This is a genomic window from Dactylosporangium sp. NPDC051541, from assembly GCF_044454505.1.
In the GTDB taxonomy this organism is placed as follows: domain Bacteria; phylum Actinomycetota; class Actinomycetes; order Mycobacteriales; family Micromonosporaceae; genus Dactylosporangium.
Map to the genome: position 1 here is coordinate 561,502 of NZ_JBITDU010000002.1, position 23,180 is coordinate 584,681.

Annotated in this window: 24 protein-coding genes and 1 pseudogene; 13 read left to right on the forward strand and 12 right to left on the reverse strand. The window is 73.6% G+C overall.

All coding sequences use genetic code 11. The features are described 5' to 3' along the window. The first annotated feature begins 1 nt into the window (after nt 1). Nucleotides 2-1,294: an NAD(P)/FAD-dependent oxidoreductase gene (locus tag ACIA8L_RS10675; protein ID WP_395902778.1), complete on the forward strand. Its 1,293-nt coding sequence runs from the start codon at nt 2-4 to the stop codon at nt 1,292-1,294. Nucleotides 1,295-1,543: 249 nt separating this feature from the next. Next, the gene (locus ACIA8L_RS10680; RefSeq protein ID WP_395902780.1) at nt 1,544-2,113 is read left to right on the forward strand and encodes a hypothetical protein; all 570 of its coding nucleotides are present in this window, start codon (nt 1,544-1,546) and stop codon (nt 2,111-2,113) included. Nucleotides 2,114-2,377: 264 nt separating this feature from the next. Here ACIA8L_RS10680 and ACIA8L_RS10685 read toward each other — a convergent pair whose 3' ends face one another. After that, nucleotides 2,378-3,823: a serine/threonine-protein kinase gene (locus ACIA8L_RS10685; RefSeq protein WP_395902782.1), complete on the reverse strand. Its 1,446-nt coding sequence runs from the start codon at nt 3,821-3,823 to the stop codon at nt 2,378-2,380. Between the two features lie 341 nt (nt 3,824-4,164). Here ACIA8L_RS10685 and ACIA8L_RS10690 point away from each other — a divergent pair, with 341 nt between their 5' ends. Then, nucleotides 4,165-5,214 (forward strand): YbhN family protein, encoded by a 1,050-nt coding sequence (locus ACIA8L_RS10690; protein ID WP_395902784.1) that lies wholly within the window; start codon nt 4,165-4,167, stop codon nt 5,212-5,214. A 24-nt stretch (nt 5,215-5,238) separates the two neighbouring features. Here ACIA8L_RS10690 and ACIA8L_RS10695 read toward each other — a convergent pair whose 3' ends face one another. Next, nucleotides 5,239-6,672 carry an MFS transporter gene (locus tag ACIA8L_RS10695; protein WP_395902786.1) on the reverse strand — a complete coding sequence of 478 codons (1,434 nt, stop codon included), beginning with the start codon at nt 6,670-6,672 and terminating at the stop codon, nt 5,239-5,241. A gap of 23 nt (nt 6,673-6,695) precedes the next feature. On the opposite strand from ACIA8L_RS10695, the gene ACIA8L_RS10700 reads away from it, so the two are divergent. Further along, nucleotides 6,696-7,331: a TetR/AcrR family transcriptional regulator gene (locus tag ACIA8L_RS10700; RefSeq protein WP_395902788.1), complete on the forward strand. Its 636-nt coding sequence runs from the start codon at nt 6,696-6,698 to the stop codon at nt 7,329-7,331. A 64-nt stretch (nt 7,332-7,395) separates the two neighbouring features. Here the strand turns inward: ACIA8L_RS10700 and ACIA8L_RS10705 are convergent, their stop codons facing one another. Then, on the reverse strand, nt 7,396-8,448 hold the full coding sequence (locus ACIA8L_RS10705) for a hypothetical protein (protein ID WP_395902790.1): 1,053 nt from the start codon (nt 8,446-8,448) through the stop codon (nt 7,396-7,398). Beyond that, nucleotides 8,445-9,008: an RNA polymerase sigma factor gene (locus ACIA8L_RS10710; RefSeq protein WP_395902791.1), complete on the reverse strand. Its 564-nt coding sequence runs from the start codon at nt 9,006-9,008 to the stop codon at nt 8,445-8,447. The genes ACIA8L_RS10705 and ACIA8L_RS10710 overlap by 4 nt, the downstream gene beginning before the upstream one ends. 39 nt (nt 9,009-9,047) lie before the next feature. On the opposite strand from ACIA8L_RS10710, the gene ACIA8L_RS10715 reads away from it, so the two are divergent. Further along, nucleotides 9,048-9,902 carry a septum formation family protein gene (locus ACIA8L_RS10715; RefSeq protein ID WP_395902792.1) on the forward strand — a complete coding sequence of 285 codons (855 nt, stop codon included), beginning with the start codon at nt 9,048-9,050 and terminating at the stop codon, nt 9,900-9,902. 81 nt (nt 9,903-9,983) lie between these two features. On the opposite strand, the gene ACIA8L_RS10720 is transcribed toward ACIA8L_RS10715, so the two are convergent. After that, complete coding sequence (locus ACIA8L_RS10720) at nt 9,984-10,385, reverse strand: VOC family protein (RefSeq protein ID WP_395902794.1); 402 nt, start codon at nt 10,383-10,385, stop codon at nt 9,984-9,986. A 53-nt stretch (nt 10,386-10,438) separates the two neighbouring features. Between ACIA8L_RS10720 and ACIA8L_RS10725 the strand changes: the two genes are divergently transcribed. The 3 genes from ACIA8L_RS10725 to ACIA8L_RS10735 are packed head-to-tail and all read left to right on the forward strand — an operon-like array spanning nt 10,439 to nt 13,082. Beyond that, nucleotides 10,439-11,440, forward strand: coding sequence for a helix-turn-helix transcriptional regulator (locus ACIA8L_RS10725; protein ID WP_395902796.1), 1,002 nt, complete (start codon nt 10,439-10,441; stop codon nt 11,438-11,440). A gap of 48 nt (nt 11,441-11,488) precedes the next feature. Continuing rightward, entirely contained in the window at nt 11,489-12,319 is an 831-nt protein-coding gene (locus ACIA8L_RS10730; protein WP_395902798.1) for a helix-turn-helix transcriptional regulator, read from the forward strand. Between the two features lie 13 nt (nt 12,320-12,332). After that, complete coding sequence (locus ACIA8L_RS10735) at nt 12,333-13,082, forward strand: SDR family oxidoreductase (RefSeq protein ID WP_395902800.1); 750 nt, start codon at nt 12,333-12,335, stop codon at nt 13,080-13,082. On the opposite strand, the gene ACIA8L_RS10740 is transcribed toward ACIA8L_RS10735, so the two are convergent. After that, entirely contained in the window at nt 13,079-14,026 is a 948-nt protein-coding gene (locus ACIA8L_RS10740) for a zinc-binding dehydrogenase (RefSeq protein ID WP_395902802.1), read from the reverse strand. The genes ACIA8L_RS10735 and ACIA8L_RS10740 overlap by 4 nt on opposite strands. A 75-nt stretch (nt 14,027-14,101) precedes the next feature. On the opposite strand from ACIA8L_RS10740, the gene ACIA8L_RS10745 reads away from it, so the two are divergent. Then, nucleotides 14,102-14,974, forward strand: coding sequence for an MBL fold metallo-hydrolase (locus ACIA8L_RS10745; RefSeq protein ID WP_395902804.1), 873 nt, complete (start codon nt 14,102-14,104; stop codon nt 14,972-14,974). A gap of 143 nt (nt 14,975-15,117) precedes the next feature. Here ACIA8L_RS10745 and ACIA8L_RS10750 read toward each other — a convergent pair. From ACIA8L_RS10750 to ACIA8L_RS10760, 3 genes and pseudogenes are all read right to left on the reverse strand, one after another. Beyond that, a pseudogene (locus ACIA8L_RS10750) lies at nt 15,118-15,774 on the reverse strand (glycosyltransferase family 2 protein); the annotation flags it as partial. Nucleotides 15,775-15,816: 42 nt separating this feature from the next. Next, nucleotides 15,817-16,251: a MarR family winged helix-turn-helix transcriptional regulator gene (locus tag ACIA8L_RS10755; protein ID WP_395902806.1), complete on the reverse strand. Its 435-nt coding sequence runs from the start codon at nt 16,249-16,251 to the stop codon at nt 15,817-15,819. Nucleotides 16,252-16,274: 23 nt separating this feature from the next. After that, nucleotides 16,275-17,243: a DNA topoisomerase IB gene (locus ACIA8L_RS10760; protein WP_395902807.1), complete on the reverse strand. Its 969-nt coding sequence runs from the start codon at nt 17,241-17,243 to the stop codon at nt 16,275-16,277. Nucleotides 17,244-17,329: 86 nt separating this feature from the next. Here ACIA8L_RS10760 and ACIA8L_RS10765 point away from each other — a divergent pair, with 86 nt between their 5' ends. After that, the gene (locus ACIA8L_RS10765) at nt 17,330-18,313 is read left to right on the forward strand and encodes a LacI family DNA-binding transcriptional regulator (protein WP_395902809.1); all 984 of its coding nucleotides are present in this window, start codon (nt 17,330-17,332) and stop codon (nt 18,311-18,313) included. A 28-nt stretch (nt 18,314-18,341) separates the two neighbouring features. Here the strand turns inward: ACIA8L_RS10765 and gap are convergent, their stop codons facing one another. The 3 genes from gap to ACIA8L_RS10780 all read right to left on the reverse strand — a co-directional run bounded on the left by gap (nt 18,342) and on the right by ACIA8L_RS10780 (nt 21,024). Beyond that, the gene (gene gap, locus ACIA8L_RS10770; RefSeq protein ID WP_395902812.1) at nt 18,342-19,343 is read right to left on the reverse strand and encodes a type I glyceraldehyde-3-phosphate dehydrogenase; all 1,002 of its coding nucleotides are present in this window, start codon (nt 19,341-19,343) and stop codon (nt 18,342-18,344) included. A 25-nt stretch (nt 19,344-19,368) separates the two neighbouring features. Continuing rightward, on the reverse strand, nt 19,369-20,361 hold the full coding sequence (locus ACIA8L_RS10775) for a GlxA family transcriptional regulator (RefSeq protein WP_395902814.1): 993 nt from the start codon (nt 20,359-20,361) through the stop codon (nt 19,369-19,371). Between the two features lie 117 nt (nt 20,362-20,478). Beyond that, complete coding sequence (locus ACIA8L_RS10780; RefSeq protein WP_395902816.1) at nt 20,479-21,024, reverse strand: TetR/AcrR family transcriptional regulator; 546 nt, start codon at nt 21,022-21,024, stop codon at nt 20,479-20,481. 150 nt (nt 21,025-21,174) lie between these two features. Between ACIA8L_RS10780 and ACIA8L_RS10785 the strand changes: the two genes are divergently transcribed. From ACIA8L_RS10785 to ACIA8L_RS10795, 3 genes are read left to right on the forward strand one after another with little or no spacing between them, the layout of a single operon-like run. Next, the gene (locus tag ACIA8L_RS10785) at nt 21,175-22,080 is read left to right on the forward strand and encodes a DNA-processing protein DprA (protein WP_395902818.1); all 906 of its coding nucleotides are present in this window, start codon (nt 21,175-21,177) and stop codon (nt 22,078-22,080) included. 36 nt (nt 22,081-22,116) lie between these two features. Next, the gene (locus ACIA8L_RS10790) at nt 22,117-22,875 is read left to right on the forward strand and encodes a hypothetical protein (RefSeq protein WP_395902820.1); all 759 of its coding nucleotides are present in this window, start codon (nt 22,117-22,119) and stop codon (nt 22,873-22,875) included. Nucleotides 22,876-22,927: 52 nt separating this feature from the next. Continuing rightward, complete coding sequence (locus ACIA8L_RS10795) at nt 22,928-23,164, forward strand: hypothetical protein (protein ID WP_395902822.1); 237 nt, start codon at nt 22,928-22,930, stop codon at nt 23,162-23,164. The last annotated feature ends 16 nt before the right edge of the window (nt 23,165-23,180 follow it).

The following is a 23,180-nucleotide window of genomic DNA, read 5'->3' on the forward strand; positions in this document are numbered from 1 at the left end:
CGTGACGCGCCCCCGGATCGTCATCGTCGGCGCCGGGTTCGCCGGCTACCAGGCCGCCCGGACGCTGCTGCGCCGGTCCCGGGGCGCGGCCGAGGTGGTGCTGGTGAACCCGGCCGACTACTTCCTCTACCTGCCGCTGCTGCCCGAGGTGGCGGCCGGGGCGCTCGACGCCAGAGACGTCTGCGTGCCAATTCAAGACACGCTTCCGAGGGTACGGCTCGTGCTCGGGCAGGTCTGCGGAGTCGACCCCCACAGGCGGACCGTCACCTACACCGGCCCCGAGGGCGACGACGGCACGCTCAGCTACCACCGCCTGGTCCTGGCCGCCGGCAGTGTCACCAAGCTGCTGCCCATCCCCGGTGTCGCCGACCACGCGCACGGGTTCCGCTCGGTCCCCGAGGCGCTGTACCTCCGCGACCACCTCATCCGCCAGATCGAGCTCGCCGACGCCGCCGAGGACGAGGCCGAACGCCGGGCGCGGATGACGTTCGTGGTGGTCGGCGCCGGGTACACCGGCACCGAGGTGGCCGCCCAGGGCCAGCTCCTCACCGCCGACATCGCCGCCCGCCACCCCCGCCTGGCCGGCTGCCCGCCGCGCTGGCTCCTGCTCGACACCGCCGACCAGGTGCTGCCCGGCATGGACGCCCGCATGGCCGCCGGCGCCCTGGATGTGCTGCGCGGCCGCGGCGTCGACGTGCGCCTCGGCACCTCCATCCGGGAGGCCACCGCCGCGGGTGTCACCCTGACCGACGGCGGCAGCGTCGCGTCGCGGACTTTGGTCTGGTGCGTCGGGGTGCGGCCCGACCCGGTCGTCGAGCGGGCCGGCCTGCCCACCGACGAGGGCCGGATCCGGGTCGACGCGACCCTGCGCGTCCCCGGGTTCCCGGACGTGTACGCGTGCGGCGACGGTGCCGCCGTCCCCGACCTGTACAACCCCGGCCACTGCACGCCGATGACCGCCCAGCACGCGGTGCGCCAGGGCAAGGTGGTCGCCCACAACATCGGGGTGTCCTACGGGATCGGGACGCTGCGCCGGTACCGGCACCGGGACCTGGGCTTCGTCGTCGACCTCGGCGGCTGGCAGGCCACCGCGAACCCGCTGCACGTGCCGCTGAGGGGCCCGCTGGCCCGGGCCGTCACCCGCGGCTACCACCTGACCGCGCTGCCCGCCAACCGCCTGCGCACCGTGGCGAGCTGGCTGTTCACGGCGGCCGGCGCCCGCCCCGGCGTCGGCCTCGGCCTGGTCCGCGGCCCGGCGGTGCCCCTGGAAACCCTCGCCCACCATCCCGGGTGACCCGCCCGCCGGCCGGCCGGCGAAGGGCGCGCGTCCGGGTGTCGGTTGTCCGGGCGTCGGTCGCGGGGCGGAACGGGCGGCTCCCGGTGCGCGTCGGGGGCACTTCCCCACCATCCTGGCTGACGCGCCTGGCGCGCGTCCGGGTGTCGGTCGCGGGCCGGTGCGGGCGGCTCCCGGTGCGCGTCGGGGGCGCTCGCCCATCATCCCGGGTGAGGTGGCGGCTGACCCGGCCGGATTAGCTTCGGTGGTATGTCGACCACCGCCATGACCCTCGCCGTCATCGTGCTCGTCCTGATCGTCGCCGCCGCGGTCGCGACGGCGGTCGGCCGGCGCCGCCGCACGCGGGAACTGCGCCAGCGGTTCGGCCCCGAATACGACCGCGCCGTCACCGAGCAACCCACCCGCCGCCGGGCCGAACAGGACCTGCGGCACCGGGAACGCCGCCACGAGGAACTGACCCTGCACGAACTCGAACCGGGCCGGCGCGAGCAGTACGCCGAGGCGTGGCAGCGCACCCAGGCCCACTTCGCCGAGGCCCCTCAGGCCGCGACCAGGGAGGCCGACGAACTCGTCACCCGCGTCATGGCCGACCGCGGCTACCCGGTCGACGACTTCGACACCCGCGTCGGCGACCTCAGCGTCGAACACGCACAGACCATCGGCCACTACCGCGAGGCCCACGAGATCAGCGAGTACAACGAACGCGGCCTCGCCTCGACCGAACAGCTCCGCCAGGCCCTCATGCACTACCGCGCCCTCTTCGCCGACCTGCTGGGCGACTCCCGCGGCGGCGGCCGCCCCGCCACCGGCCTCGGCTGAGCGGCGGGTGCCCGACCCCGCTCCGGCCGACCCCGTTGCCGCTCACGCCCGTTTGTTGTCGGCCCGCCGCCCACCGTTGTCGCTCGACTGCTCACGGTGCCGACCGAAGTGGCCCTGTGGCCGCTCGGCGGCTGGTCGGCCGGTCAGCCACGTCGCTGTTTGCGCCGTGTTGCGCTTGAGCCGCTCTCCGCTCACCGTTGTCGCTCGACTGCGCACGGTGCCGACCGGAGTGGCCCTGTGGCCGCTCGGCGGGTGGTCGGCCCGTCAGCCGCTGACGGCGACCGACGGGGTGCCGCCGCTGCACGTGACGGTCATCGTCACGCGGCGGTTGCCGTGCTTGAAGGTCACGCTCGCGGCGGCGGCCGGGCCGGGCTGCTCGTCGTCGACCTTGTACGGCTTCGTCGGCGCCGCGCCGGTCACGTGCGCCTGGCCGCTGCCGGTGCACTCGGCCGTGACCGAGCCGCCCTCCGAGCTGAACGTCTGCGCGGCCGGGCCGTTCGTCGGGCCGGCGGTCGTCGGGCCGGGCGCCGGCCCCGTCGTCGTGACCGGGCCGCCGGGCGCCGTGGCCGTGGTCGTGGTGACGCCGGGCACGACCGGGGCCAGCCCGGCCGGTGGCGAGCCGGTCCCGCCGCCCGGCGCCGGTGAACCCGTCGCCGCCGGGCCCGCCGATGCCGAGGCCGGGCCGGCGGCCGGGGTCGCGGCGGGCAGGCCCGGTCCGGAGGGCCGCACCTGCGCGTCGGCCGGTGTCGTGTGGTCCGGGGCCGTGGCCAGCGCCCAGGCCAGCACCGCGGCGGCGGTACCGCCACCGACGGCGGCCGCGCTCAGGACCAGCGCCCGCCGCCAGCGCGACGAGGTCCGGGCCGGTGGGGTCCCGCCCAGGGCCGTGGCGACCTCCGCCGCCGTGGGCCGTGACCGCGGGTGCTTGGCGAGGCTGCGCCGGACCACGTCGGCGACCTCCGGTGGCACGCCGGGGATCGCGGGCAGCGGGGCGGCGACGCGGTGCAGGTGCGCGTCGAAGACACCGTCCTTGCCGTCGACGGGCCACGGCAGCGTGCCGGTGAGCAGCTTGTAGAGCAGGACGCCGAGGGAGTAGACGTCGGAGGCGGTGGTGACCGCCTCCTCCGCGGTCAGCCGCTCCGGTGCGAGGTAGTGCGGGGTGCCGAACAGGGGCCGCCCCGACGCGTCGGTGTCGTTGAGCGCGACCGGCCCGGCCGCGGCGGCGATGCCGAAGTCGACGAGCTTCGCCCCGGACGGCGCGAGGATGACGTTGGCCGGCTTCACGTCGAGGTGCACCAGGTCGATCGCGTGCGCGGCGGCCAGCCCGGCGGCGATCTCGGCGCAGATCGTCAGCGCTTCGGCCGGCAGCACGGGCCCGGCCCCCATCCGCTGGGCCAGAGTGAGCCCGGGGACGAGCTCCATGACGACGTACGGCACGGGGCTGCCGTGCTCGTCCGCCTCGCCGTAGTCGTAGACCTGGGCCACGTTGGGGTGCGACAGTGCGGCCGCGGCCTGCGCTTCTTTGCGGATGCGGCGCCGGGACCGCTCGTCGGCGGCGTAGCGCCCGGAGAGCAGCTTGACCGCGACGGCCCGGCCGAGCACGGCGTCATGCGCCTGCCAGACCACCGACATGCCCCCGACGCCGAGGATGTCGTCGAGCCGGTACCGCCCGCCGAGCACCCGCGCGACGTCGCCGGTTTCGCTCACGTCCACCGACAGCACGGTACACATCGATATCGGATCTTTCACAGCCGGACATCGCCCGCTCCCGCCGCCCGCTCCGTCCGCCGCACCCGCCGCCGCCTCCTCCGTCGCCTCCGCGGTGCTCGATGTCCTCGGCGGCGCCGGCGGCTCGATTCACCTGAGCGTGTTTCGGATTGGCGAGCGATGATGACGCAGCGTGCGGTGGCGAACACGAACGGCCGCCGGAGCCGGTTAACGAATGGTGGCAATCCGGCAATCGGTAATGCAGCAATTCGGTAATTCGGCGCTGAGATGCTGGCCACGCAGGCTTGGTGGGGACGGGGGCGGGGTCGTTTGGGATGATCGGTCGCGTGTCCGCGCCCCCGCCCTCGCTCGTGTCTGACACCGCGCCCCGGCGGCGGCGGCGACGGTGGGTGCGGCTCGCGGTGGTTGCCGTCATCGTCGTCGCACTCGCTGTGATCGGGCTGCATGGCCGGCTCCCCGCGCCGCAGGACATTCTCGGGGCGCTCGCCGGGGCCAACTACTGGTGGATCCTGGTCGCGGCCCTGCTGCAGGCCGCGTCCATCGAAGCGTTCGCCCTCCAGCAGCGGCGACTGCTCAACAGCCTCGGCGCCCACCTCACCCGCGGGCACGTCATGGCCATCACCCTGGCCGGCACAGCGCTGTCGATCTCCATGCCGGCCGGGCCGGCCGTGTCGACCGCGTTCACGATCCGGGAGTATCAGCGTGGGGGTGCCACCCGGGAGGCGTCCGCGGCGTCGGCGATCGTGTCCGGGCTGGCCTCGATCGGGGGCCTGGCGCTGCTGTTCGCCGGCGGTGCGGTGGCCCTGCTGAGCCGCAGCCCGGACGACTTTCTCACCTGGCGGCCCCTCGCCGTCGTCGGCGCGATGACCGGCCTGACCGTGGTGGCGATCCTGGCCGGGCGCCGGTTCGCTCGCCGGCCGGCCCAGGATCCCGCGAAGGACGGCGGCGGCCGGGTCGCCCGGGCGTTGCAGTCGGTCCTACGGTCGGCCGGGGACGCCTGGCGGGCCGGGGCCGCGCTGCGGGCCGGTGACTGGGTGTTCGCGCTGGTGTTCGCCACCGTGAAGTGGCTGGCCGACCTGCTGTGCCTGGTGGCGGTGGCCGAGGCGCTGCACCTGCGGGTCGGGGTGGCCGCCATGGCCGGTATCTATCTGAGCGTGCAGATCGTGCGCCAGGTGCCGCTCACTCCCGGTGGTGTCGGTGTCGTGGAGACCGCCCTCGTCGCGGGGCTGACCACCGCCGGTGCGGCCGCGGTGGGGGCGACCGCGGCCGTCCTGGTGTATCGCGTGCTCTCCACCTGGATCCTCATCCCGATCGGTGGGGTCGCCGCGGTCGCCCTGCGCCGGGCCCGGGAACGGACACCCACCGCGACGCGATGAGCGGCCCCGAGCCCGCCGGCGAGGCTAGGAGGTGACGGCCGCCGGCTCCGGTGTCGCCGCGGTCGCGGCCGTCGCGGCCGTGCGGCGCAGGATCAGCGTCGCCACCAGGACCGCGGTCAGTAGCAGCGCGGCGCCCAGGGTCAGGCCGAGGGCATAGCCGTCGTTCACCGCCGCCGTCGTCGTCGCGGTGCCGGTGCGGTGACCGGCGGCGGTGCCCAGCGCGGCCAGGCCCAGGGAGGCGCCGATCTGGCGGGAGCTGTTGAGCAGGCCCGACGCGGTGCCGGTCTCGTGGGCGGCCACGCCGTGGGTGGCGATCGAGACCACCGGGCCCAGGCACAGGCCGAAGCCGACGCTCGCGACGATCGACGGGCCGAGGATGTCGGTCGTGAACGAGCCGCCGGCGCTGATCCGGCCGAACCAGGCGAAGCCGGCCGCGGTGACCAGGCCGCCCAGGATCAGCAGGGTGCGCGGGGGGAAGCGGTAGCCGAGGCGGATGGCCAGGACCGCGCCCACGATCACGCCCAGGGCGAACGGCAGGAACTGCACGCCGGTCAGGGCCGGGCCGGTGCCGAGGACCCGCTGCAGGTACAGCGAGGCGAAGTAGAACGCCGACGCCATCGCCGCGCCGACCAGCAGGTTGAAGATGTTGGCGCCCGCCACCGCACGGTTCGTGAGCAGGCCGAGGCGCAGCAGCGGCTCGCGGCGGGTGGTGCGCTCGACCACGACGAACGCGGCCAGCAGGATCAGCGCGATCACCAGGGTGGTCAGCGTGGCCGCGGACGTCCACGGGTGGCGGTCGGTGCGCACGATGCCGAAGACCAGCGTGGTCATCCCGGCGGTGGCCAGGAGCGCGCCCAGGACGTCCGGGCGGCCTGACCGGATTACCGGCAATTCGGCAATCCCGTAATAGGCCATCGCCAGGGCGGCGGCGGCCATCGGCACGTTGGCGAACATGACCCAGCGCCAGCTCGCGTACTCGGTCAGCAGCCCGCCGGCCAGGACGCCGAGCGCGCCGCCGGCCGCGTTCATCGCGGCCCAGACCCCGAACGCCCGGACCCGGGCCGGGCCGGCCGGGAACGTCGAGGTCAGCAGGGCCAGGGCGGCCGGGGCCAGCATCGCGGCGCCGACACCCTGGGCGGCGCGGGCGGCGACCAGGTGGCCGGGCGACTGCGCGAAGCCGCCGAGCAGCGAGGCCACGCCGAACAGGGCCAGGCCGAGGAGCAGGAGGCGCCGGCGGCCGTACCGGTCCGCGGCCTTCCCGCCGAGCAGGAGCAGGCCGCCGAACGTGAGCGCGTACGCGTGGATCACCCACGTCACACCGAGCGCGCTGAAGCCCAGGCCGGCCGCCATCTGCGGCAGCCCGACGTTGACCACGGACAGGTCGAGCGAGACCAGGAACTGTACGACGGCGACCGTGGCGAGCGTCAGCCCGGGTCGCGGCGAGGAGTTTTCGTACATGTACCAAAAGGTAGCCTGGGGAGGTGTCAGACAGCAACCCGCCGGCCGTGCGCACCGGGCGGCCACCGCGGACGTCGAAAGCCGAGATCCTCGCCGCGGCCCGCCGCCTCATCGACCGGGACGGGTGGGAGAAGCTGACGATCCGCCGGCTCGCCGCGGAGGCCGGAGTCGGGACGATGACGCTCTACCATCACGTGCGCGACCGCGAGGATCTGCTGGTACAACTGCTGAATCAGCACGTCGAGGACCTGCCGCGACCACAGCTGCCCGCGGTTCCGCGGGACCGGATCGTCGCCGCCGCCCTCGCCATGCGCGACGCCCTGGCCGCGTGGCCGTGGGCCGCGGACGTCGTCACCACCGACGGGTTCGTGGCCCGGCTCAGCGACGGCGCGCTCTGGATGGTCGAGGCGATCGTCGCCGGCGCGGCCGACGCCGGCTGCGCCCCGGAGCGGTCCGTCGACGTGTTCCGGCACCTGTGGTACTACACCGTCGGCGAGGTCCTGGTCCGCGCCCGCTCCACCCGCACGCCGTTCACCGGCCCGTTCACCGCGGCCGGCACCCCGCACCTGGCCGCGATCGGCGACGCCTGGCCCCGCCTCGCGGCCCGCGACATCTACCCGGAGGGCCTGCGGGCGTTCGTCGACAGCCTGCTGGCCTGACGATGGGGGTACGGGAACGCCTCGGCCGCCACCGAGACGTCCCCGCACCGCGGGCCGCTCCCGGTCAGGCCGGCACGATCTCGTAGGAGTACAGGACCTGCAGGTCGATGACGTAGGCGGGGTCCGACGCGGAGATCGAGACCGGCGGCGACGGCGGTGCGGCACCCGGCCCCGGTGACCCGCTGAGCGGCGGTAGCGGCACGTCGGCCGCGGGCGGCGCCAGGTAGATGTCTCCCACCACGTGCGCTGTCGCCGGGTCGAACAGCGTGAGCACCGGGAAGGCGGAGTCCGCGCTGCGCAGCCCGAGCATCCGCCGCCCCCCGACCGTCACCTCCTGCGCCACGACCTCCGCGCCGGTGCGGGCCAGCAGCCGCAGCAGCGCGACCCGCACACCCGGTGGCAGCAGCGGGTCGGTCCAGGCCAGCAGGTGCGTCAACCGGCCCCACCGGGCGGTGACGGGGTCGAGCTTGGAGTCCTCGTTCAGCCGGAGCTCCAACGCCAGCTCGTCCGGGTCGCTCGGCAGGCCGGCCAGCCACTCCGGCGACGGCTGGTAGACGGAGGGTCCGTGCGCGGCGAACTCGGCGCGCTCCACCGCGATCCGGCCCGGACCGCCGCTCGAGGAGCTGGACACGCCGGTGGAGCCCGGCCAGACCTCGATCATGCCCTGCACCTCGTACCAGGAGTCGCTGGGGACATACACGGACGGCGGCACCGGCGAGACCGGCCGGGTCGACTCCCGGTGGATGTGCAGCAGGTCGGTCGGGCCGGCCGTGGCCGCCCCGGTCCTGGCGGCGGCCCGTTCGAGCTCGGCGAACGCGTCGGCCACGCGCACCGGCCGGCCCAGCGTCGCGGTGCCCGACGCGACGACGGCGGGCCGGTTCCCGGCCGGGCCCGGGTTCAGGGCCACCGCCACCCCGGCCACGACGGCCAGTGCGACGGCGGCCGCCGCGACCGGGGCCGCCCATCGCCGCCGGGTCCAGCTCGGCCGGGTGTCGGGGGTGGGTTCGGTGCCGGTGACGACCCGGTGCCGGAGCCGGGCCAGGTCGTCGGCGGTGGTCTCGGTGCGGGGCCCGGCCAGGGCCCGCAGCCGGCGCAGGTCGGCGTCGTCGATGGTCACAGTTCCCCCTCAGCGCTCGCAATGATGCGGGCCGGTGCCGTGCGCGGCGGATGACCGGCGAGGGCGGTGCGCAGCTTGGCGCGGGCCCGGAACAGCGCGGACTGCACGGACCCGAGCGGGATGCCGAGCGTGCGCGCGATGGTGTCGTAGTCGAGGTCGGCGAGGGCGTAGAGGAGCAGCACGTCACGCTGCCGGGCCGGGAGGCGGGCGAGGATCGCGGCCAGTTCGCGGCTCACCGCGGAGGCGTCGGCGCGGTCCACGGCCCGGTCGGCGATGTCCGGTACCAGCGGATCCTGTCCGGTCCGGGCCAGGGTCCGCAGCGCCCGGGTCTCGGTGCGGCGATGGCGGCGCAGCAGGTTGGACGCGATCCCGTAGAGCCACGCCCGGACCGGCCCGTCGAGCAGCCGGTCGCGGCGCTGGTAGGCGATGAGGAACGTCTCGGCGACGATGTCCTCGGCGAGACCGGCCCCGACCCTGCTCGCACAGTAGTGCCGCAGCTCGGGCCCGTAGCGGTCGAACAGCGCACCCACGTCGGGCGGGCGGCCTGGCGGCTCGGCCATATAGTGCAACATACCGATGACTGCCCGCACCCGACGCCGATGTTCCCGCGACTGCTGACGACCACCGTCAAGGTCGCGGCGATCCTGCTCGCCGCGATCCTCGTGGTGGGTCTGCTGCTCATCTTCCGGCCCCGGTCGCCGAGCCCGGAGCCGGTTCCGCAGGCCGGTCAGTGCTGGGCGGGCGAGGCTCCGGTTCGCGTCGACTGCGAGGAGTCGCACCGCCTGGAGACCGTCGCCGTCGGCGAGATCGGCGCCACCTTGGCCGGGGGCGGCACACCGCCGAAGCGCTCGGAGCTGAGCGGCGAGTTCGCCGAGTGCGGCCGGACCGCCGTGCGCTACCTCGGCGCCGACTGGCGGACTTTGCACGTCACCCTGCTGCTGACCGCACCGTCGCACGAGCAATGGCAGAAGGGCTCGCGATGGTACCGCTGCGACGCGCTCGCCCTCGGCGACGAGCTCGACCCCGTCACGGACCGCCGCGGCTCGATGCGCGGCAACGAGGACGGCACGGCCCCGGCCCCGGACCTGCAGCTCGGCTGCGCCGGCCACGTCGTGGTGCTCAACGCCTTCATCGGCACCCGCCGCCGGCCGTGCACCGACCCGCACGACATGGAGTTCGTCGGCATCGCCGAGACCGCCTCACCCGACTTCCCGCCCGAGTTCCCGGCCACGGCCGACGCCCTCGAGGTGGCGTTCGGCGCCGAGTGCCGAGCCCGGGCCCGGACATACACGTCGATGCCGGCCGACCTCCTCGACCGCCGCCACGTGACCGTCGCGTCCCGACCCACCGGCGAGGCGGCGACCTGGACCGGCGGCGACCGCAGCGCGCGGTGCTGGGTCTACCTCGACCACCCGGTGACCACCTCCCTCTACGGCCGCGGTGACCTGCCCTGACGGGGTGTCTCACGTGGTCCGACGCGACGGTCGTCACCGCGACCGGCACCACCCGCGACAACACCGCCATCGCGATGCGCTCTACCGGGGCTGGGCGAACTTCGCTTTCGCGGCCGGGGTGACCGGGGTGAAGACGTTGACCAGGTTGCCGTCGGGGTCGCGCAGGAGGAGGGAGCGATTGCCCCACGGCATGGTCGTCGGCTCCTGCACGACCGTTGGCCCGGCGTCCGGCGCCGTGGCGGTCAGGCGGGCGTGGACCTCGTCGACCTCGGCGGACAGGAACTCGACGATGACCGAGCTGTTCGTGCCCGGGGTCAGGGCGGGCAGCGTCTTGGCGTGGGCGATGGCGATCGTGGCGCGGGGTGTGCGTACCTCGGCGAAGTCCGGAGTCGACCAGACGGCCTCGATGTTCGTCAGCTGCCCGTAGAAGCGCGCCATGCGGTCGACGTCGGCGGTGATCACGCGGATCGAGATGAAGTCCATGTCGTCGACGCTAACCGTGATACTGGACAGTTTCCGCCCGGTATAAAGGAGCAATGTCTCGACCGGCGGCGCGGGTGCTCATGCTGCTCGAACTGCTCCAGTCCGGCGGGCTGCGGACGCTGACCGAGCTGGCCGGGCGGCTCGAGGTCGACGAGCGGACCGTGCGGCGCTACGTCGAGCACCTCATCGACCTCGACATCCCGGTCGAGTCGGTGCGGGGGCGATACGGCGGGTATCGGCTCGGGGCCGGGTATCGGATGCCGCCTCTTATGCTCACTGACGACGAGGCCCTGGCGGTCGTGCTCGGCCTGATCGCGGCTCGGCGGGCGAATCCGCTGACGGCCGGCAGTACCCCCGCCGAAACTGCTTTGGCCAAGATCCGGCGGGTGCTGCCCGCGCATCTGACCAGCCGGCTCGACACGGTGCTCGGATCGCTCACCTTTACGGGACCGGCCGGACCGGCGGCGGGAACGGCCACAGGACGCGAACCCGCCGGTGCCGTCCTGCTGACCATCGCCGACGCCGTGCACAACCACCGGCCGGTCGCGATCCGGTACGCGGGGCGCGACGGGCGGGTCAGCCACCGCACCGTGCACCCGTACGGCCTGGTCGTGCACGCCGGCCGCTGGTACGTGACCGCCGTCGAACCCGCGATCGGCGAGGAGCGCACGTTCCGGCTCGACCGCATCGCCGACGCCCGCACCCGGCCCGGCACCTTCGAACCGCCGCCCGGAGCCGACCCGGCCGGCAAGGTCCTGCGCGGGCTCGCCGAGGCACCGCACCGATACGAGGTGACGGTGTGGATCGAGGCCACCGCTGAGCACATCCGCACGCGGCTGCCGGCCGGGCTGGCCACCATCGCCGAGCCCGGCGACGACGGCGACTGGCGGCGGGTCGACCTGCGCGTCGAGCGGCTCGACTGGCTGCCGGGGCTGCTGGCCGCGCTGGACCGGCCGTTCGCCGTCGAACGCCCGGACGAGCTGCGCGAGCACATCACCGCCCTCGCCGACCGGCTGCGGGCCTCGGCCGCGCTAGAGGGGGTCCCGCGTACCTAGGGTAAAGGTGACCTGCACAAACCCCGGCGCATCAGCGACGCTGGAGCCATGGACGACAACGCGCTCGGCGAGTTTCTGCGCTCGCGGCGGGAACGGCTGCGACCCGAGGACGTGGGGCTGCCCGGCGGCGGGCGGCGGCGCACGCCCGGGCTGCGGCGCGAGGAGCTGGCCGTCCTGGCCGCGCTGTCGCCGGACTACTACTCGCGGCTGGAGCAGGGCCGGGTCCGCAGCCCGTCCCCGGCCGCGCTGACCAGCCTGGTGCGGGCCCTCGGCCTCAGCGGGGACGAGCGGGACTACCTGTTCCGGCTGGCCGGGCAGCAGCCGCCGCCGACGCGGGCGGCGCAGGTCGACCCGGCGATGCTGTACCTCCTCGAAGCGCTCGGCACGACACCGGCGCAGGTGGCCGACGACCTGCTCACCGTCCTGGCGCAGAACCGGGCCGCCGAGAGCCTCCTCGGCCGGTGGACGGGCCTTCCCGGCTACGAGTCCAACGCGACGTGGCAGTGGTTCGCCAACCCGGCGTCACGGGAGCGCAACGAGCCGGACGAGTACCCCCGGATCGGCCGGGCCTATGCGGCCGACCTGCGCGCCGGTCTGGCCCACCACCCGGCCGGTGACCGCTTCGCCCACGGTCTCGTCGCCGACCTGCTCGGGCGCAGCGCCGAGTTTCGCGACCTGTGGGGGCAGCAGCACGTCGCCGCGCTCACCTCCGCGCCGAAGCGTCTGCGGCACCCGCACATCGGCCGGTTGGACCTGCAGTGCGATGTCGTCCTGAGCCCGGCCACCGGGCAGCGGCTGATCGTCTTCCGGCCCCGCCCCGGGTCGGACGCCCGCGAACAACTCGAATTCCTCGCCGTCCTCGGCAGCCAACAGTTCTAGCGAAGGAACCCCAGTGAACATCACCGGCAACACCGTCTTCATCCCCGGCGCCACCTCCGGCATCGGCCTCGGGCTGGCCCTGCGCCTGCGCGCCCGCGGCAACACCGTCATCGTCGGCGGCCGCCGCACCGCGCTGCTCGAACAGCTCCGCACCGAGCACGCCGGCCTCGGCACGATCGCCGTCGACACGACCGACCCGGCGTCGATCGCCGCCGCCCGGGACGAGCTCGCGCAGCGATACCCGGACCTCGACACCCTCATCACGATGGCCGGCATCATGGAGCCCGAGGATCTGCGCGACCCGGCGTCGCTGGACGTCGCCGAGCGGACCGTGACCGTCAACCTGCTCGGCCCGATCCGGCTGATCAACGCGTTCCTGCCGGGCCTGGCCGCCCGGCCGGCCGCGACCATCATGACTGTCACGTCCGGCCTGGCCTACGTGCCGCTGCCGCTGACCCCGACGTACAACGCGACCAAGGCCGCCGTCCACTCCTACACGGAGAGCCTGCGGGTCCAGCTGGCCGGCACCGCGGTTCAGGTCATCGAGCTGGTACCGCCGGCCACCCGCACGACCCTGATGCGCCAGGAGCAGGACGAGCACGCGATGCCGCTGGACGAGTACCTCGACGAGGTCATGGCCCTGCTCGAGGCCGACCCGCGGGCGGAGCAGATCCTCGTCGAGCGCGTCAAGTTCCTGCGCAACGCCGTCCCCGAGGGCCGCTACCGGGACGTCCTGGCCGCCCTGAGCGGATACCGGAGTTAAAACACCACGACGAGGCGGCGCCCGTGCAGGTCGGTGCGCCGCCAGGCCGTCTCGATGTCGCTGAGCCGGGCCCGTTCCACCGCGAAGACCAGGTCGCCGGAGCGGGCCCAGTCCACCACCTGGGCGTAGACCTCGCCGAGGGACTCCCGCAGGCCGCGGGCCGCGCCGAACAGCTCGACGCCGGACGTGCGCAGGGTCGCGGCCGGCAGGGTGAGCGCCGGACCGGCCGACTCGCCGGCCTGCACGACCCGGGTCGGCTTGTGGAAGCCGAACGAGTCCGGGGTCAGCGCGCGCAGCAGGATCTCGGTCGGGCGGCCCCACAGGTAGTCCATGACCACGTCGTAGCCGTCGCCCCGGGCGGCCAGGTACGCCTCCGCGAGCTCGTCGTCGGGGACGGCGGTGTTGATGACGGCGTCGGCGCCCAGTGCGGCCAGCCGCGCGTCGTCGCGGCCGGTGGCGACGATCCGGCCCGCGCCGAGCAGGCGGGCGACCTGGACGGCCAGGCGGCCGGCCACCCCCGTCGCCCCCTGGATGAGCACCGTCTCACCCGGGGCCAGGCCGCCCGCGGTCCGCATCGCCATCCCGGTGATCGCGCTGCCGAGCACCGTGGCGAACTCGGGGTCGATGCCGTCCGGCACCGGCGCGAACCCGCCGTCCGGGACGACCGCCAGCTCGGCCAGGGCACCGTAGGGCGGGCGCAGGTTGCCGAACCCGACCAGCCGGCCGTCGGGCAGCTCCCCGATCCCGTCGAAGCACGGAATCATCGGCAACTCCCCCAGGTAGCGCGCGGCGGTGTAGTGCGTGCCGGCCACGATCGCCTTGTCGACGTTCTCGACCGCCACGGCCCTGACCTTGACCACGACCTCGCCCGCGGCGGGCACGGGGTCGGGAAAGTCCTCGTAGCGCGGCACCCCGCCGACCTCGTGCAGTACGGCAGCCTTCATCCCCAGCTCCTAGCGACGCATAGCACGTACGGTGTACGTCGAAGGCTAAACGTACGCCGTACGTCGAGTCAAGACGTGACAACGCGGGCCACTGGGGTAGTGGGCGGCACCATGGAGACCTCGGCCACCTTCATCGGTACCGCGACCGTGCTGCTGCGGCTCGGCGCGTTCACGATGCTCACCGACCCGAACTTCCTGCACCGCGGGCAGCGGGCATACCTCGGTCATGGGCTGTGGAGCAAGCGGCTCACCGAGCCCGCGCTCGGCCCGGACGAGCTGCCACCCCTCGACGGGATCGTGCTCTCGCACCTGCACGGCGACCATTTCGACCGGGAGGCGCGGCGGCATCTGCCCCGGGACGTGCCCGTGCTCACGACGGTCGCGGCGGCGCGGCGGCTGCGCAAGTGGCACTTCGACGCGGCCGTCGGATTACCGGCCTGGGACGATGTGGTACTGCGACACGCCAACGAAACCCTGCGGGTGACCTCGGTGCCGGCGCGGCACGGGCCGACGGGGCCGCATCTGGCACTGCCGGCCACGATGGGGTCGATCCTCGACTGGGAGGTCGACGGGGTCCGGCGGCTGCGGCTGTACATCAGCGGCGACACCCGGTTCAACCGGAGGGTCCTGGGCGACATCCCCCGCCGCTTCCCGGACGTCGACACGATGCTCGTGCACCTGGGCGGCACCCGCGTCCTCGGGCTCCTCGTCACCATGGACGCGCGGGACGGGGTGCGCCTGGCGAACCTGGTGCGGCCGGAGCGGATCATCCCGATCCACTACGACGACTACGGCGTGTTCCGCGACCCGCTGTCGAACTTCCTCCAGCCCGGTGTCACGGCCCGCATGGACGGGGTGGTGACGCCGATCCTGCGCGGCGAGACCGTCGACCTGGCACCGGGGGTGGTGAGGGCGGCGAACTCGGCCTCGACGTCGGCCGGCACCTGACGGCGGCGGCGCAGGGCGGCGGGCAGCCGGGCCGCCAGCTGGACGGCGGCCCGGCGGCTGACGGGGTCGGCGCGGGCCGCCCGCAGGACGACGCGCGTCTCGGCCACGGCGACGGCGAGGGGCCGGCGCATCCAGGCGGTCAGCGCCCGGTTGCGCGCGGCCAGGGCCCGCTTGACGGCCCGGCCGTTGCCGCCTGGGTCCGGATGGTGGTGGGCGACGACGTCGTCGCAGTAGGCCAGACCGCGGCCGGCGGTGCGCAGGTCGAGCGCGACCCGCGTCTCCTCGCCCATGAAGAACACGACGGGGTCGAAGCCGCCGCAGTCCAGGAACGCCGACCGGCGCACGATCGCCGCGCAGGCCAGGAACCCCAGCACCGCCGGGCCGGGCAGGTCGGCGGGGGTGCCGAGCGGGGCGGTGGCCATGTCCGCCGCCACCGCGTCCAGCCGCTCGTCCGGCCCGACCAGGGTCCGGCCGGCGATGAGGGCGAGGCGGGGCGCGGCGGCGAAGTGCGCGGCCGCCCGGTCGAACGCGTCGGGCGCCCACCAGGAGTCGTCGTCGGCGAACGCGACATACGGGGTCCGGGCCGCCGCCGCGCCGTAGTTGCGGGCCACGGCACCGCGGTTGCGGCCGAGGGCGAGGACCCGGGCGCGCGGGAAGCGGGCGGCCACCATGGCCGGGGTGCCGTCGGTGGAGCCGTTGTCGGCCACGACGACCGGGGCGCCGGGCGGCAGGGCCCGCAGCGTGCGCTCGAGGCCGGCGCGGCGGTTGCGGGTGGCGATCACGACGGTGGTCTCGGGCATACCAATGCCACTGTCCGCCCCGGCTCCCGGCAAACGTCCGCGTTACCGGCGGTCCTCGGCCAGGCGTTCCAGGGCCGGGAGGGCGGCGGCCAGCAGGGCCTCGTCCTCCGCGCTCACGTCCCGCAGGAGCGTGGCCAGGTGCTCGGCCCGCACCTCCCGGCGGCGCCGCAGCAGGTCGATACCCGATTGGGTGACCTCGACGAGCACGACCCGCCGGTCGCCCGGGTCGGCCGCCCGCCGGGCCAGGCCCTCGCGCTCCAGGCGCTGGACGAGCTGGGTCATCGCGGGCTGGGTGACGCCCTCGGCCGCGGCCAGGTCGGTGAGCTTGCGCGGGCCCTCCCGCTGCAGCCGCCAGATGGTCGACGCGGCCGTCAGGCTGATGTCGTTGGGCGGGTTGCCCTGCCGCAGCACGCTGAAGACGCGCTCGACCGCGACCGTCAGGCGCGCGGGGTCCAGACTCGATCGGGTCTCCGGCATACTCCGATTGGACCACGCCGGGGTCACGCCGAGTCCAACAGCTCCCGGACCTCGTGCTCGCTGCCCGCCGTCTCCCCCTCCTCGTAGGCCTCCACGATCCGCGGGTCCACGTATGACGCGCGGGCGACGGCCGGGGTGTTGCCGAGCTTCTCCGCGACCTTCTTCATGGCCCCGGCGACCGCCTTCTTCTGCCGGGTCTTGTTCGGCTGGGGCCCGGCCTCGTCGAGGGCCAGGGCCGCGGTGACGGTGCCGTGCCAGGTCCGGAAGTCCTTGGCCGACATCTGCTCGCCGGAGACCTCCCGGAGGTACTCGTTGATCTCCCCCGCCGTCACCTCGTGCCAGCGCTTGGCCGCCCCGTCCCAGTAGGCGAACAGCCGGTCCATACCCCGCCGGCGCTTGCGCAGCTCGCGCAGCACGGCGCAGATCTCGCCGTCGTCGACCCCGGAGGCGTGCTCGACTCCGGACTTGCCGGTGAACTCCAGCAGCACGCAGCCGCCGGTGCAGCGCACGTGGTCCGGGCGCAGCGTGGACAGCCCGTAGGACGGGTCCTCCTCGCGGTTGGCCGACGCCGCCCCGCCGACGCGGAACATGCCCAGGTCGAGCAGGCCGGCGATGGCGGCCAGGACCCGGTCCCGGCTCAGGCCGCGGCCGTGGGTGAGGTCGTGGCGCAGGCGGTCGCGCATCCCCGGCAGCCGCTCGGCGATCTCGAGGACGTGGTCGAACTTGGCCTTGTCCTGCTGCTCGCGCCACTGCGGGTGGTAAAGGTACTGCCGGCGACCGGCCGCGTCGGTGCCGACGGCCTGGATGTGGCCGCGCTCGTCCGGGCTGATCCAGACGTCCTTCCAGGCCGGCGGGATGACGAGGGCCTTGATCCGCTCGACGGCCTCGGTGTCCCGCAGCGGCCGGCCGTCGGTGTCCAGGTAGGTGAAGCCGCGACCGGACCCGCGCCGGCCGAGACCGGGTTTGGCCAGGTGACTTCGCCGCAGTCGCATGGCGTCGCCGGTACCCGGGCGATCATCGGCAAAACGCGCAAGTTCTTGCGGGACCAGCGACGGTTCTTTCCGGGTACAGTGACGCGATGGCGACCAGGCTCTCCGAGGTGGCGAAGTACGCGGGCTATAGCGAGGCGACGGTCAGCCGCGTCCTGCGCGACGTGCCCGGCATCGGCGCCGACACCCGCAACGCGGTGCTGACCGCCCTCGACGTGCTGGGCTACCAGCGGCCCACCCGGCACCGCCGCGAGCTGGGCAGCCTGGTCGGCATGGTGCTGCCCGACCTGCACAACCCGATCTTCCCGGCCTACGCCGAGGCGATGGCCGGCGCCCTGGTCCGCCACCAGCTCATCCCGGTCCTGTGCACGCGGACCGCCGACGGGGTGTCGGAGGCGCACTACATCGAGATGCTCCTGGCCCGGAAGGTGGCCGGGATCGTCTTCGTCGGCGCCAGTTACGCCGACGCCGGGCCGGAGCAGGTCAAGGCGTTGCGGGCGCGCAAACTGCCGATCGTGTTGATAAACGAGGCGGATGAGAATTCGGGGGTACCGCGGGTGGCGGTGGACGACGCCGTGGCGGTGGACCTGGCCGTGGCGCATCTGCGCGAGCTCGGGCACCGCCGGATCGGCCTGATCGTCGGCCCCGGCGGGCACGTCCCGTCGGCCCGCAAGCTGGCCGAGTTCCGGCGCCTCGGCGGCCCCGCCGACCTGGTCGCACACACGATGTTCTCGATCGCCGGCGGCCAGTCCGCGATCGCGCCGCTGCTCGCGGCCGGGGCGACCGGCGTCGTCTGCGCCAGCGACACCCTGGCCCTCGGCGCCATCCGCGGGGCCCGCAAGCAGGGCCTGCGGGTGCCGGAGCAGCTGTCGGTGGTGGGCTTCGACGACTCCGTCTACATGCCGATGATGGACCCGCCGCTGACCACCGTCCGCCAGCCGACCGCGGCCATCGGCGTGGCCGCGGTCGGCTCGCTGATCGCGCAGATCGAGCGGCGGCCGGTCCCGCTCGACGAGGAGCTGTTCGAGCCGGAGCTCATCGTCCGCGGGTCCACGGCCGCCGTCGCCCTATGATGATCTTTACGACGGTTCTTGCAATTGCTCAGCTCCGTGCCATGAGCTCGAGCGTGTCGACGACCCGGTTGGCGAAGCCCCACTCGTTGTCATACCAGCCGACGACCTTGACGTGGCGGCCGTCCGCCCTCGTCAGCGCCGAGTCGAAGACGCACGACGCCGGGTCGCCGACGATGTCGCTGGAGACGATCGGGTCATCGCAGTACACCAGGATGCCCCGCAATGGCCCTTCGGCCGCCTCGCGGTAGGCGTTGAGGACCTCGTCCCGCGTCACGTCGCGGCCGACGAACGCGTTGAGCTCCACGAGCGAGCCGACCGGCACCGGGACCCGGATCGAGTCTCCGGACAGCTTCCCGTCCAGCTGCGGCAGGACCAGGCCGATCGCCTTCGCCGCCCCGGTCGTGGTGGGGACGATGTTGACGCCCGCGGCCCGGGCCCGGCGCAGGTCGCGGTGCGGGCCGTCCTGCAGGTTCTGCTCCTGGGTGTAGGCGTGCACGGTGGTCATGAACCCGTGCTCGATCCCGGCCAGGTCGTCGAGGACGGCGGCCAGCGGGGCCAGGGCGTTCGTGGTGCAGGAGGCGTTCGACACGATCGTGTGATTGCGCGGGTCGTACTGCTCGCTGTTGACCCCATAGGCGAGCGTGACGTCGGCCCCGGCCGAGGGCGCGCTCACCAGCACCCGCCGGGCGCCGGCGTCGAGGTGCCCGCGGGCCGCGTCGGCCGCCGTGAACCGCCCGGTCGACTCCAGGACGATGTCGACGCCGAGCTCCTCCCACGGCAGCGCCTTGGGCTCCCGCTCGGCGAGAACCTGGATCGCACGCCGGTCGATCGTGATCGTGTCGCCGGCCGTCTCCACCGTCTTGTTGAGCCGGCCCATGGTGGTGTCGTACTTCAGCAGCTGCGCGAGGGCCGGCGCCGGCGCCAGATCGTTGACGGCGACGACCTCGAGGGGGCTGCCCCGTTCGATCAGGGATCGCAGGACGCCCCGACCGATGCGGCCGAAACCATTGATGGCGATTCGTGTGGTCATGCGTCAATCGTGGGGTTTTGCGGAGTTACGCGACAGCTGTGGTCTCGCCAGCATCCGCAAGCATCACGCCATCCGGCCGGGCGAACGTCTTGCGGTACTCGCTCGGCGACGTGCCGAGGATCCGCTGGAAGTGCAGCCGCAGGTTCGACCCGGTGCCGAGCCCGACCCGGGCCGCGATCTGCTCCACGCTCAGCGCGCTGCGTTCGAGCAGTTCCCGGGCCCGGTCGACGCGGGCCCGCAGGATCCACTGCGTCGGCGTGTACCCGGTCTCCTCGACGAACCGCCGCGACAGGGTCCGCTCGCTGACGTTGGCGTTGCGGGCCAGGTCGCCGAGCCCGAGCGGCTCCCCGAGCCGTTCCAGGGCCCACTGCCGGGTGGCCGCGAAGTGCTCACCGACCGCCTCGGGCACGCTGCGCGGGATGTACTGCACCTGTCCCCCGCTGCGGTAGGGCGCCGCGACGAGCCGCCGGGCGACCACGTTGGCCAGCGCGACGCCGTGGTCGCGGCGCACGAGGTGCAGGCAGAGGTCGATCCCGCTGGCCGCGCCGGCGCTTGTGAGCACCGCCCCCTCGTCGACGAACAGGACGTCCTCGTCGACGAGGATCTCGGGATGCTTGCGGGCCAGCTGGTGCGTGTAGTGCCAGTGCGTGGTGGCTCTTTTCCCATCCAGGAGCCCGGTCGCGGCGAGGGCGAACGCGCCGGTCGAGATGGCGGCCAGGCGCACACCGCGCCGGTGAGCCCGCCGCAGCGCCCGGACCACTTCGGCGGGCGGGTCGTCGCGGTCGGGGTTGCGGTACCCCGGGATGAAGATCGTGTCGGCGGCGTCGAATGCCTCGAGGCCCTCGGCCACGTGATAGGCCAGGCCGTCCCCGCCGGCGACGAGCCCGGGCGCCGCGCCGCAGACGTGCACCGCGTAGGGCATCCCCGGGCGGCCGGTGAACACCTGCGCCGGGATACCCACGTCGAGCGGCTTGGCCCCGTCGAGCACGAGCACCACGACCCGGTGAGTCCCTGTCACAGGTGCAGCCTCACATGGGTCCTTACCGCGGCGGAAGTGGCTGGAAAGCCACGGACCGCAAGTTTCTCGCCACCCACTCCGTTGCCGGTAGTGGAGACCCCTCCACTTCGTCAACGGTCAACCGGAGACCTCTCCACTCGGATGGACGCCCAGCCCGTCGAGGATCAAAGCCAGCATCGGCTGCGACCGCTCCGGCGCGGCCCGCCAGAGGGCCCCGGTGAGCTGCAGGAAGTCCCCCGGCTCGGCGTCGGCGCGAATGCTGCCGTCACCCTTGCCGGCGTCGAGCAGCTCGGTGATCGCCGCGATCACCGGCCCGTAGGTCTGCGCGGTGATCGACTTGTGCGCGTCCGGGCTGAGCGCCGCCCCGAACGCGTGCTTGGTCCGCATGGCGCCGACCAGGTCCGACGTCCACCGCCGCAGCGCCTCCCGCGGCGCGTGCGCCGCCAGCAGCTCCGGCACCGCCCCGATGAGCCGCCCGACCTCGTCCTGGTAGATGTCGAGGATGAGCGCTTCCCGCGACGGGTAGTTGCGGTAGAGCGTCCCCGGCCCCACCCCGGCCCGCTGTGCGACCTGATTCATCGACGCATCCCCGTCCTCGGCGAACGCCTCCCGCGCCGCCGCCAGGATGCGAGCCCGGTTCTCCCGCGCGTCCGCCCGAACCACAACACTCCCCACCACGTAACGGAGACCTCTCCAAAACGATAGAGGAGTGGTTGTCCAAGCACCAGCCGCGTGGCGCTACCGTACTGGGCGGCGAGATGACTAGGATGATCGTACGCACGTTCGAAGGGGGCTGGCTTGAGCGACTCGGCCTTGGAGCAGGCCGCCGTGCTTGCGCTCACGAAGGCATCCCCCGGCGAGTGGTTCCGGACGGCGGCCGTGATCTCCGAGGCGGGCAGCGCGGTTGCGCTGCTCGACGGGCACTCGACGGCACTGGCCGCCGCCAACCAGGAATACGCGAAAGCGTTGCTGCCCCGCATCGACCCGTCGGACCTGAGCTGGGCCCAGGAGATGATAGAGCAGGCATCAGCCAAAGGCGTCACCCTGCACACGGTCCTCGATCCCGGCTACCCGGCCAACCTTCACATGATCTACAACAAGCCCCCGTTCATCTGGGTCCGGGGCACGCTCGTCGAGCGCGACTTCCGCGCCATCGCCGTGGTCGGCACCCGCGCCGCGTCACCGGACGGCTTGAGGCGATCGGCGCGGATCGCCCGCGACCTCGCCGGCCAGGGCGTCACAGTGCTGTCGGGCCTCGCACGTGGCATCGACACCGCCGCCCACTCGGCCGCGATCGAGGCCGAGCAGGGCCGCACGGTCGCCGTGGTCGGCCACGGCATCCTGGCGCCTGTCTACCCTCGGGAAAATCGAGGCCTGGCCGAGCAGATCTCGGCCAACGGCGCCCTGGTGTCGCAGTTCTGGCCCGACGCGCCGCCCCGGCAGATGCACTTCCCCATGCGCAACATTGTGATGAGCGGCATGGCCATGGGCACCGTCGTCGTCGAGGCGTCCCCGACCAGCGGCGCGAAGATGCAGGCACGGCTCGCCCTGGAGCACGGCAAACGCCTGTTTCTGCTCGAGTCGCTCGTCGAGTCCCAGGAGTGGGCACAGCGCTACGCCAAGCGGCCCGGGGTCTCGACCGTGCGCCGGCTCGACGACGTGCTGGACGCGCTGGTGAAGCTCGCCTCGCCACCGGAGCAACTCTCACTGAACTTCTAGACCGCCCCCGGCAACACCGGACCTCACGGATGAGGCATGACCCCGGCCGAGTACTTCACCAATCCGTACCTCGCCGCCTTCCGCCGAGTCCCGCCACGAGGCGCGGGCATCTGCCTGGTATGCCTACGCGGGGCCAGGCCGACCGACGCCATGTGTTACAGCTGCAAAGTGACGACCCGCCAGGTGGCGTTCCCGGCGGCGCAGATCCTGCCCATCTCGTTCTATGAGGTGCCAGATCAGCTGTGGAACGTGCTACGCAACTACAAGGACGGTCGCCACCCACAGGTCAGGCTGCAATTGGGCACCGTTCTCGCGGCCACCATCGGGCGGTTCGTCAACAATCACTGGTCGTGCATCTCGGGCCTGGTCGGTGGTGAGCCGACCCTGGTGACCACGGTCCCGAGCACCAGCGGCCGACCGGGACTGCACCCGCTCGTCGAGGCCGTCCGCCGGGTCGGCATTCTCCGACCGCTGTACCGCGACCCGCTCATGCTCGGCGGCGTGCCGATCCAGCGGCTCCGAGCTACTGACCAGGGCTTCGTCAGCCGTGACGACTTGGCGGGCGAGGACGTGCTGCTCGTCGAGGACACCTTCACCAGCGGCGCACGGACGCAGAGCGCGGCATCGGCACTGCGGCGGGCCGGCGCACGTGCGGTCGGCGTCGTGGCCGTCGGCCGGGTCATCGAGCCCGCCCACTGCGACGACTGCACACGGGTCTGGCGCTACGCCACTGCTGAGCAGTTCCAGTTCGACGCCTGCAGTCGGTGCAGCCAGGACGTGTGCTCGCTCGCCTGATGCCAGGATGTTGGAGTAGGCGGCTCGCGGGTTTCTCGGGCGATACCTGGGCATGGCGAACTACACCACCAATATGCGCCGGGCCGGGTTCACCGCCGAGGACGTGGCCGGCGACGGGAGTGACGCGCTCGTCGACGGGATCATCGCCCACGGCGGGCCGGAGGTGCTCGCGGGGGCGGTGCGGGCCCACCTCGAGGCGGGGGCCGACCACGTCTGCGTGCAGGTCCAGCCCGCCGACGGCGACGTCATCGACGTGCTGCGGGCGGTGGCCGACCGGCTACAGGCGTAGCCAGGCGGTGACCGAC

Bases quoted from the DNA above. Each gene is read 5' to 3' on its own strand.
- ACIA8L_RS10710 (WP_395902791.1), bottom strand. From the start codon at position 9,008: ATGGCCGAGCCGCCAGGCCGCCCGCCCGACGTGGGTGCGCTGTTCGAC.
- ACIA8L_RS10680 (WP_395902780.1), top strand. From the start codon at position 1,544: ATGTCGACCACCGCCATGACCCTCGCCGTCATCGTGCTCGTCCTGATC.
- ACIA8L_RS10740 (WP_395902802.1), bottom strand. From the start codon at position 14,026: ATGAAGGCTGCCGTACTGCACGAGGTCGGCGGGGTGCCGCGCTACGAG.
- ACIA8L_RS10755 (WP_395902806.1), bottom strand. From the start codon at position 16,251: ATGCCGGAGACCCGATCGAGTCTGGACCCCGCGCGCCTGACGGTCGCG.
- ACIA8L_RS10730 (WP_395902798.1), top strand. From the start codon at position 11,489: ATGGACGACAACGCGCTCGGCGAGTTTCTGCGCTCGCGGCGGGAACGG.
- ACIA8L_RS10715 (WP_395902792.1), top strand. From the start codon at position 9,048: ATGTTCCCGCGACTGCTGACGACCACCGTCAAGGTCGCGGCGATCCTG.
- ACIA8L_RS10725 (WP_395902796.1), top strand. From the start codon at position 10,439: ATGTCTCGACCGGCGGCGCGGGTGCTCATGCTGCTCGAACTGCTCCAG.
- ACIA8L_RS10760 (WP_395902807.1), bottom strand. From the start codon at position 17,243: ATGCGACTGCGGCGAAGTCACCTGGCCAAACCCGGTCTCGGCCGGCGC.
- ACIA8L_RS10790 (WP_395902820.1), top strand. From the start codon at position 22,117: ATGACCCCGGCCGAGTACTTCACCAATCCGTACCTCGCCGCCTTCCGC.
- ACIA8L_RS10695 (WP_395902786.1), bottom strand. From the start codon at position 6,672: ATGTACGAAAACTCCTCGCCGCGACCCGGGCTGACGCTCGCCACGGTC.
- gap (WP_395902812.1), bottom strand. From the start codon at position 19,343: ATGACCACACGAATCGCCATCAATGGTTTCGGCCGCATCGGTCGGGGC.
- ACIA8L_RS10795 (WP_395902822.1), top strand. From the start codon at position 22,928: ATGGCGAACTACACCACCAATATGCGCCGGGCCGGGTTCACCGCCGAG.
- ACIA8L_RS10765 (WP_395902809.1), top strand. From the start codon at position 17,330: ATGGCGACCAGGCTCTCCGAGGTGGCGAAGTACGCGGGCTATAGCGAG.
- ACIA8L_RS10720 (WP_395902794.1), bottom strand. From the start codon at position 10,385: ATGGACTTCATCTCGATCCGCGTGATCACCGCCGACGTCGACCGCATG.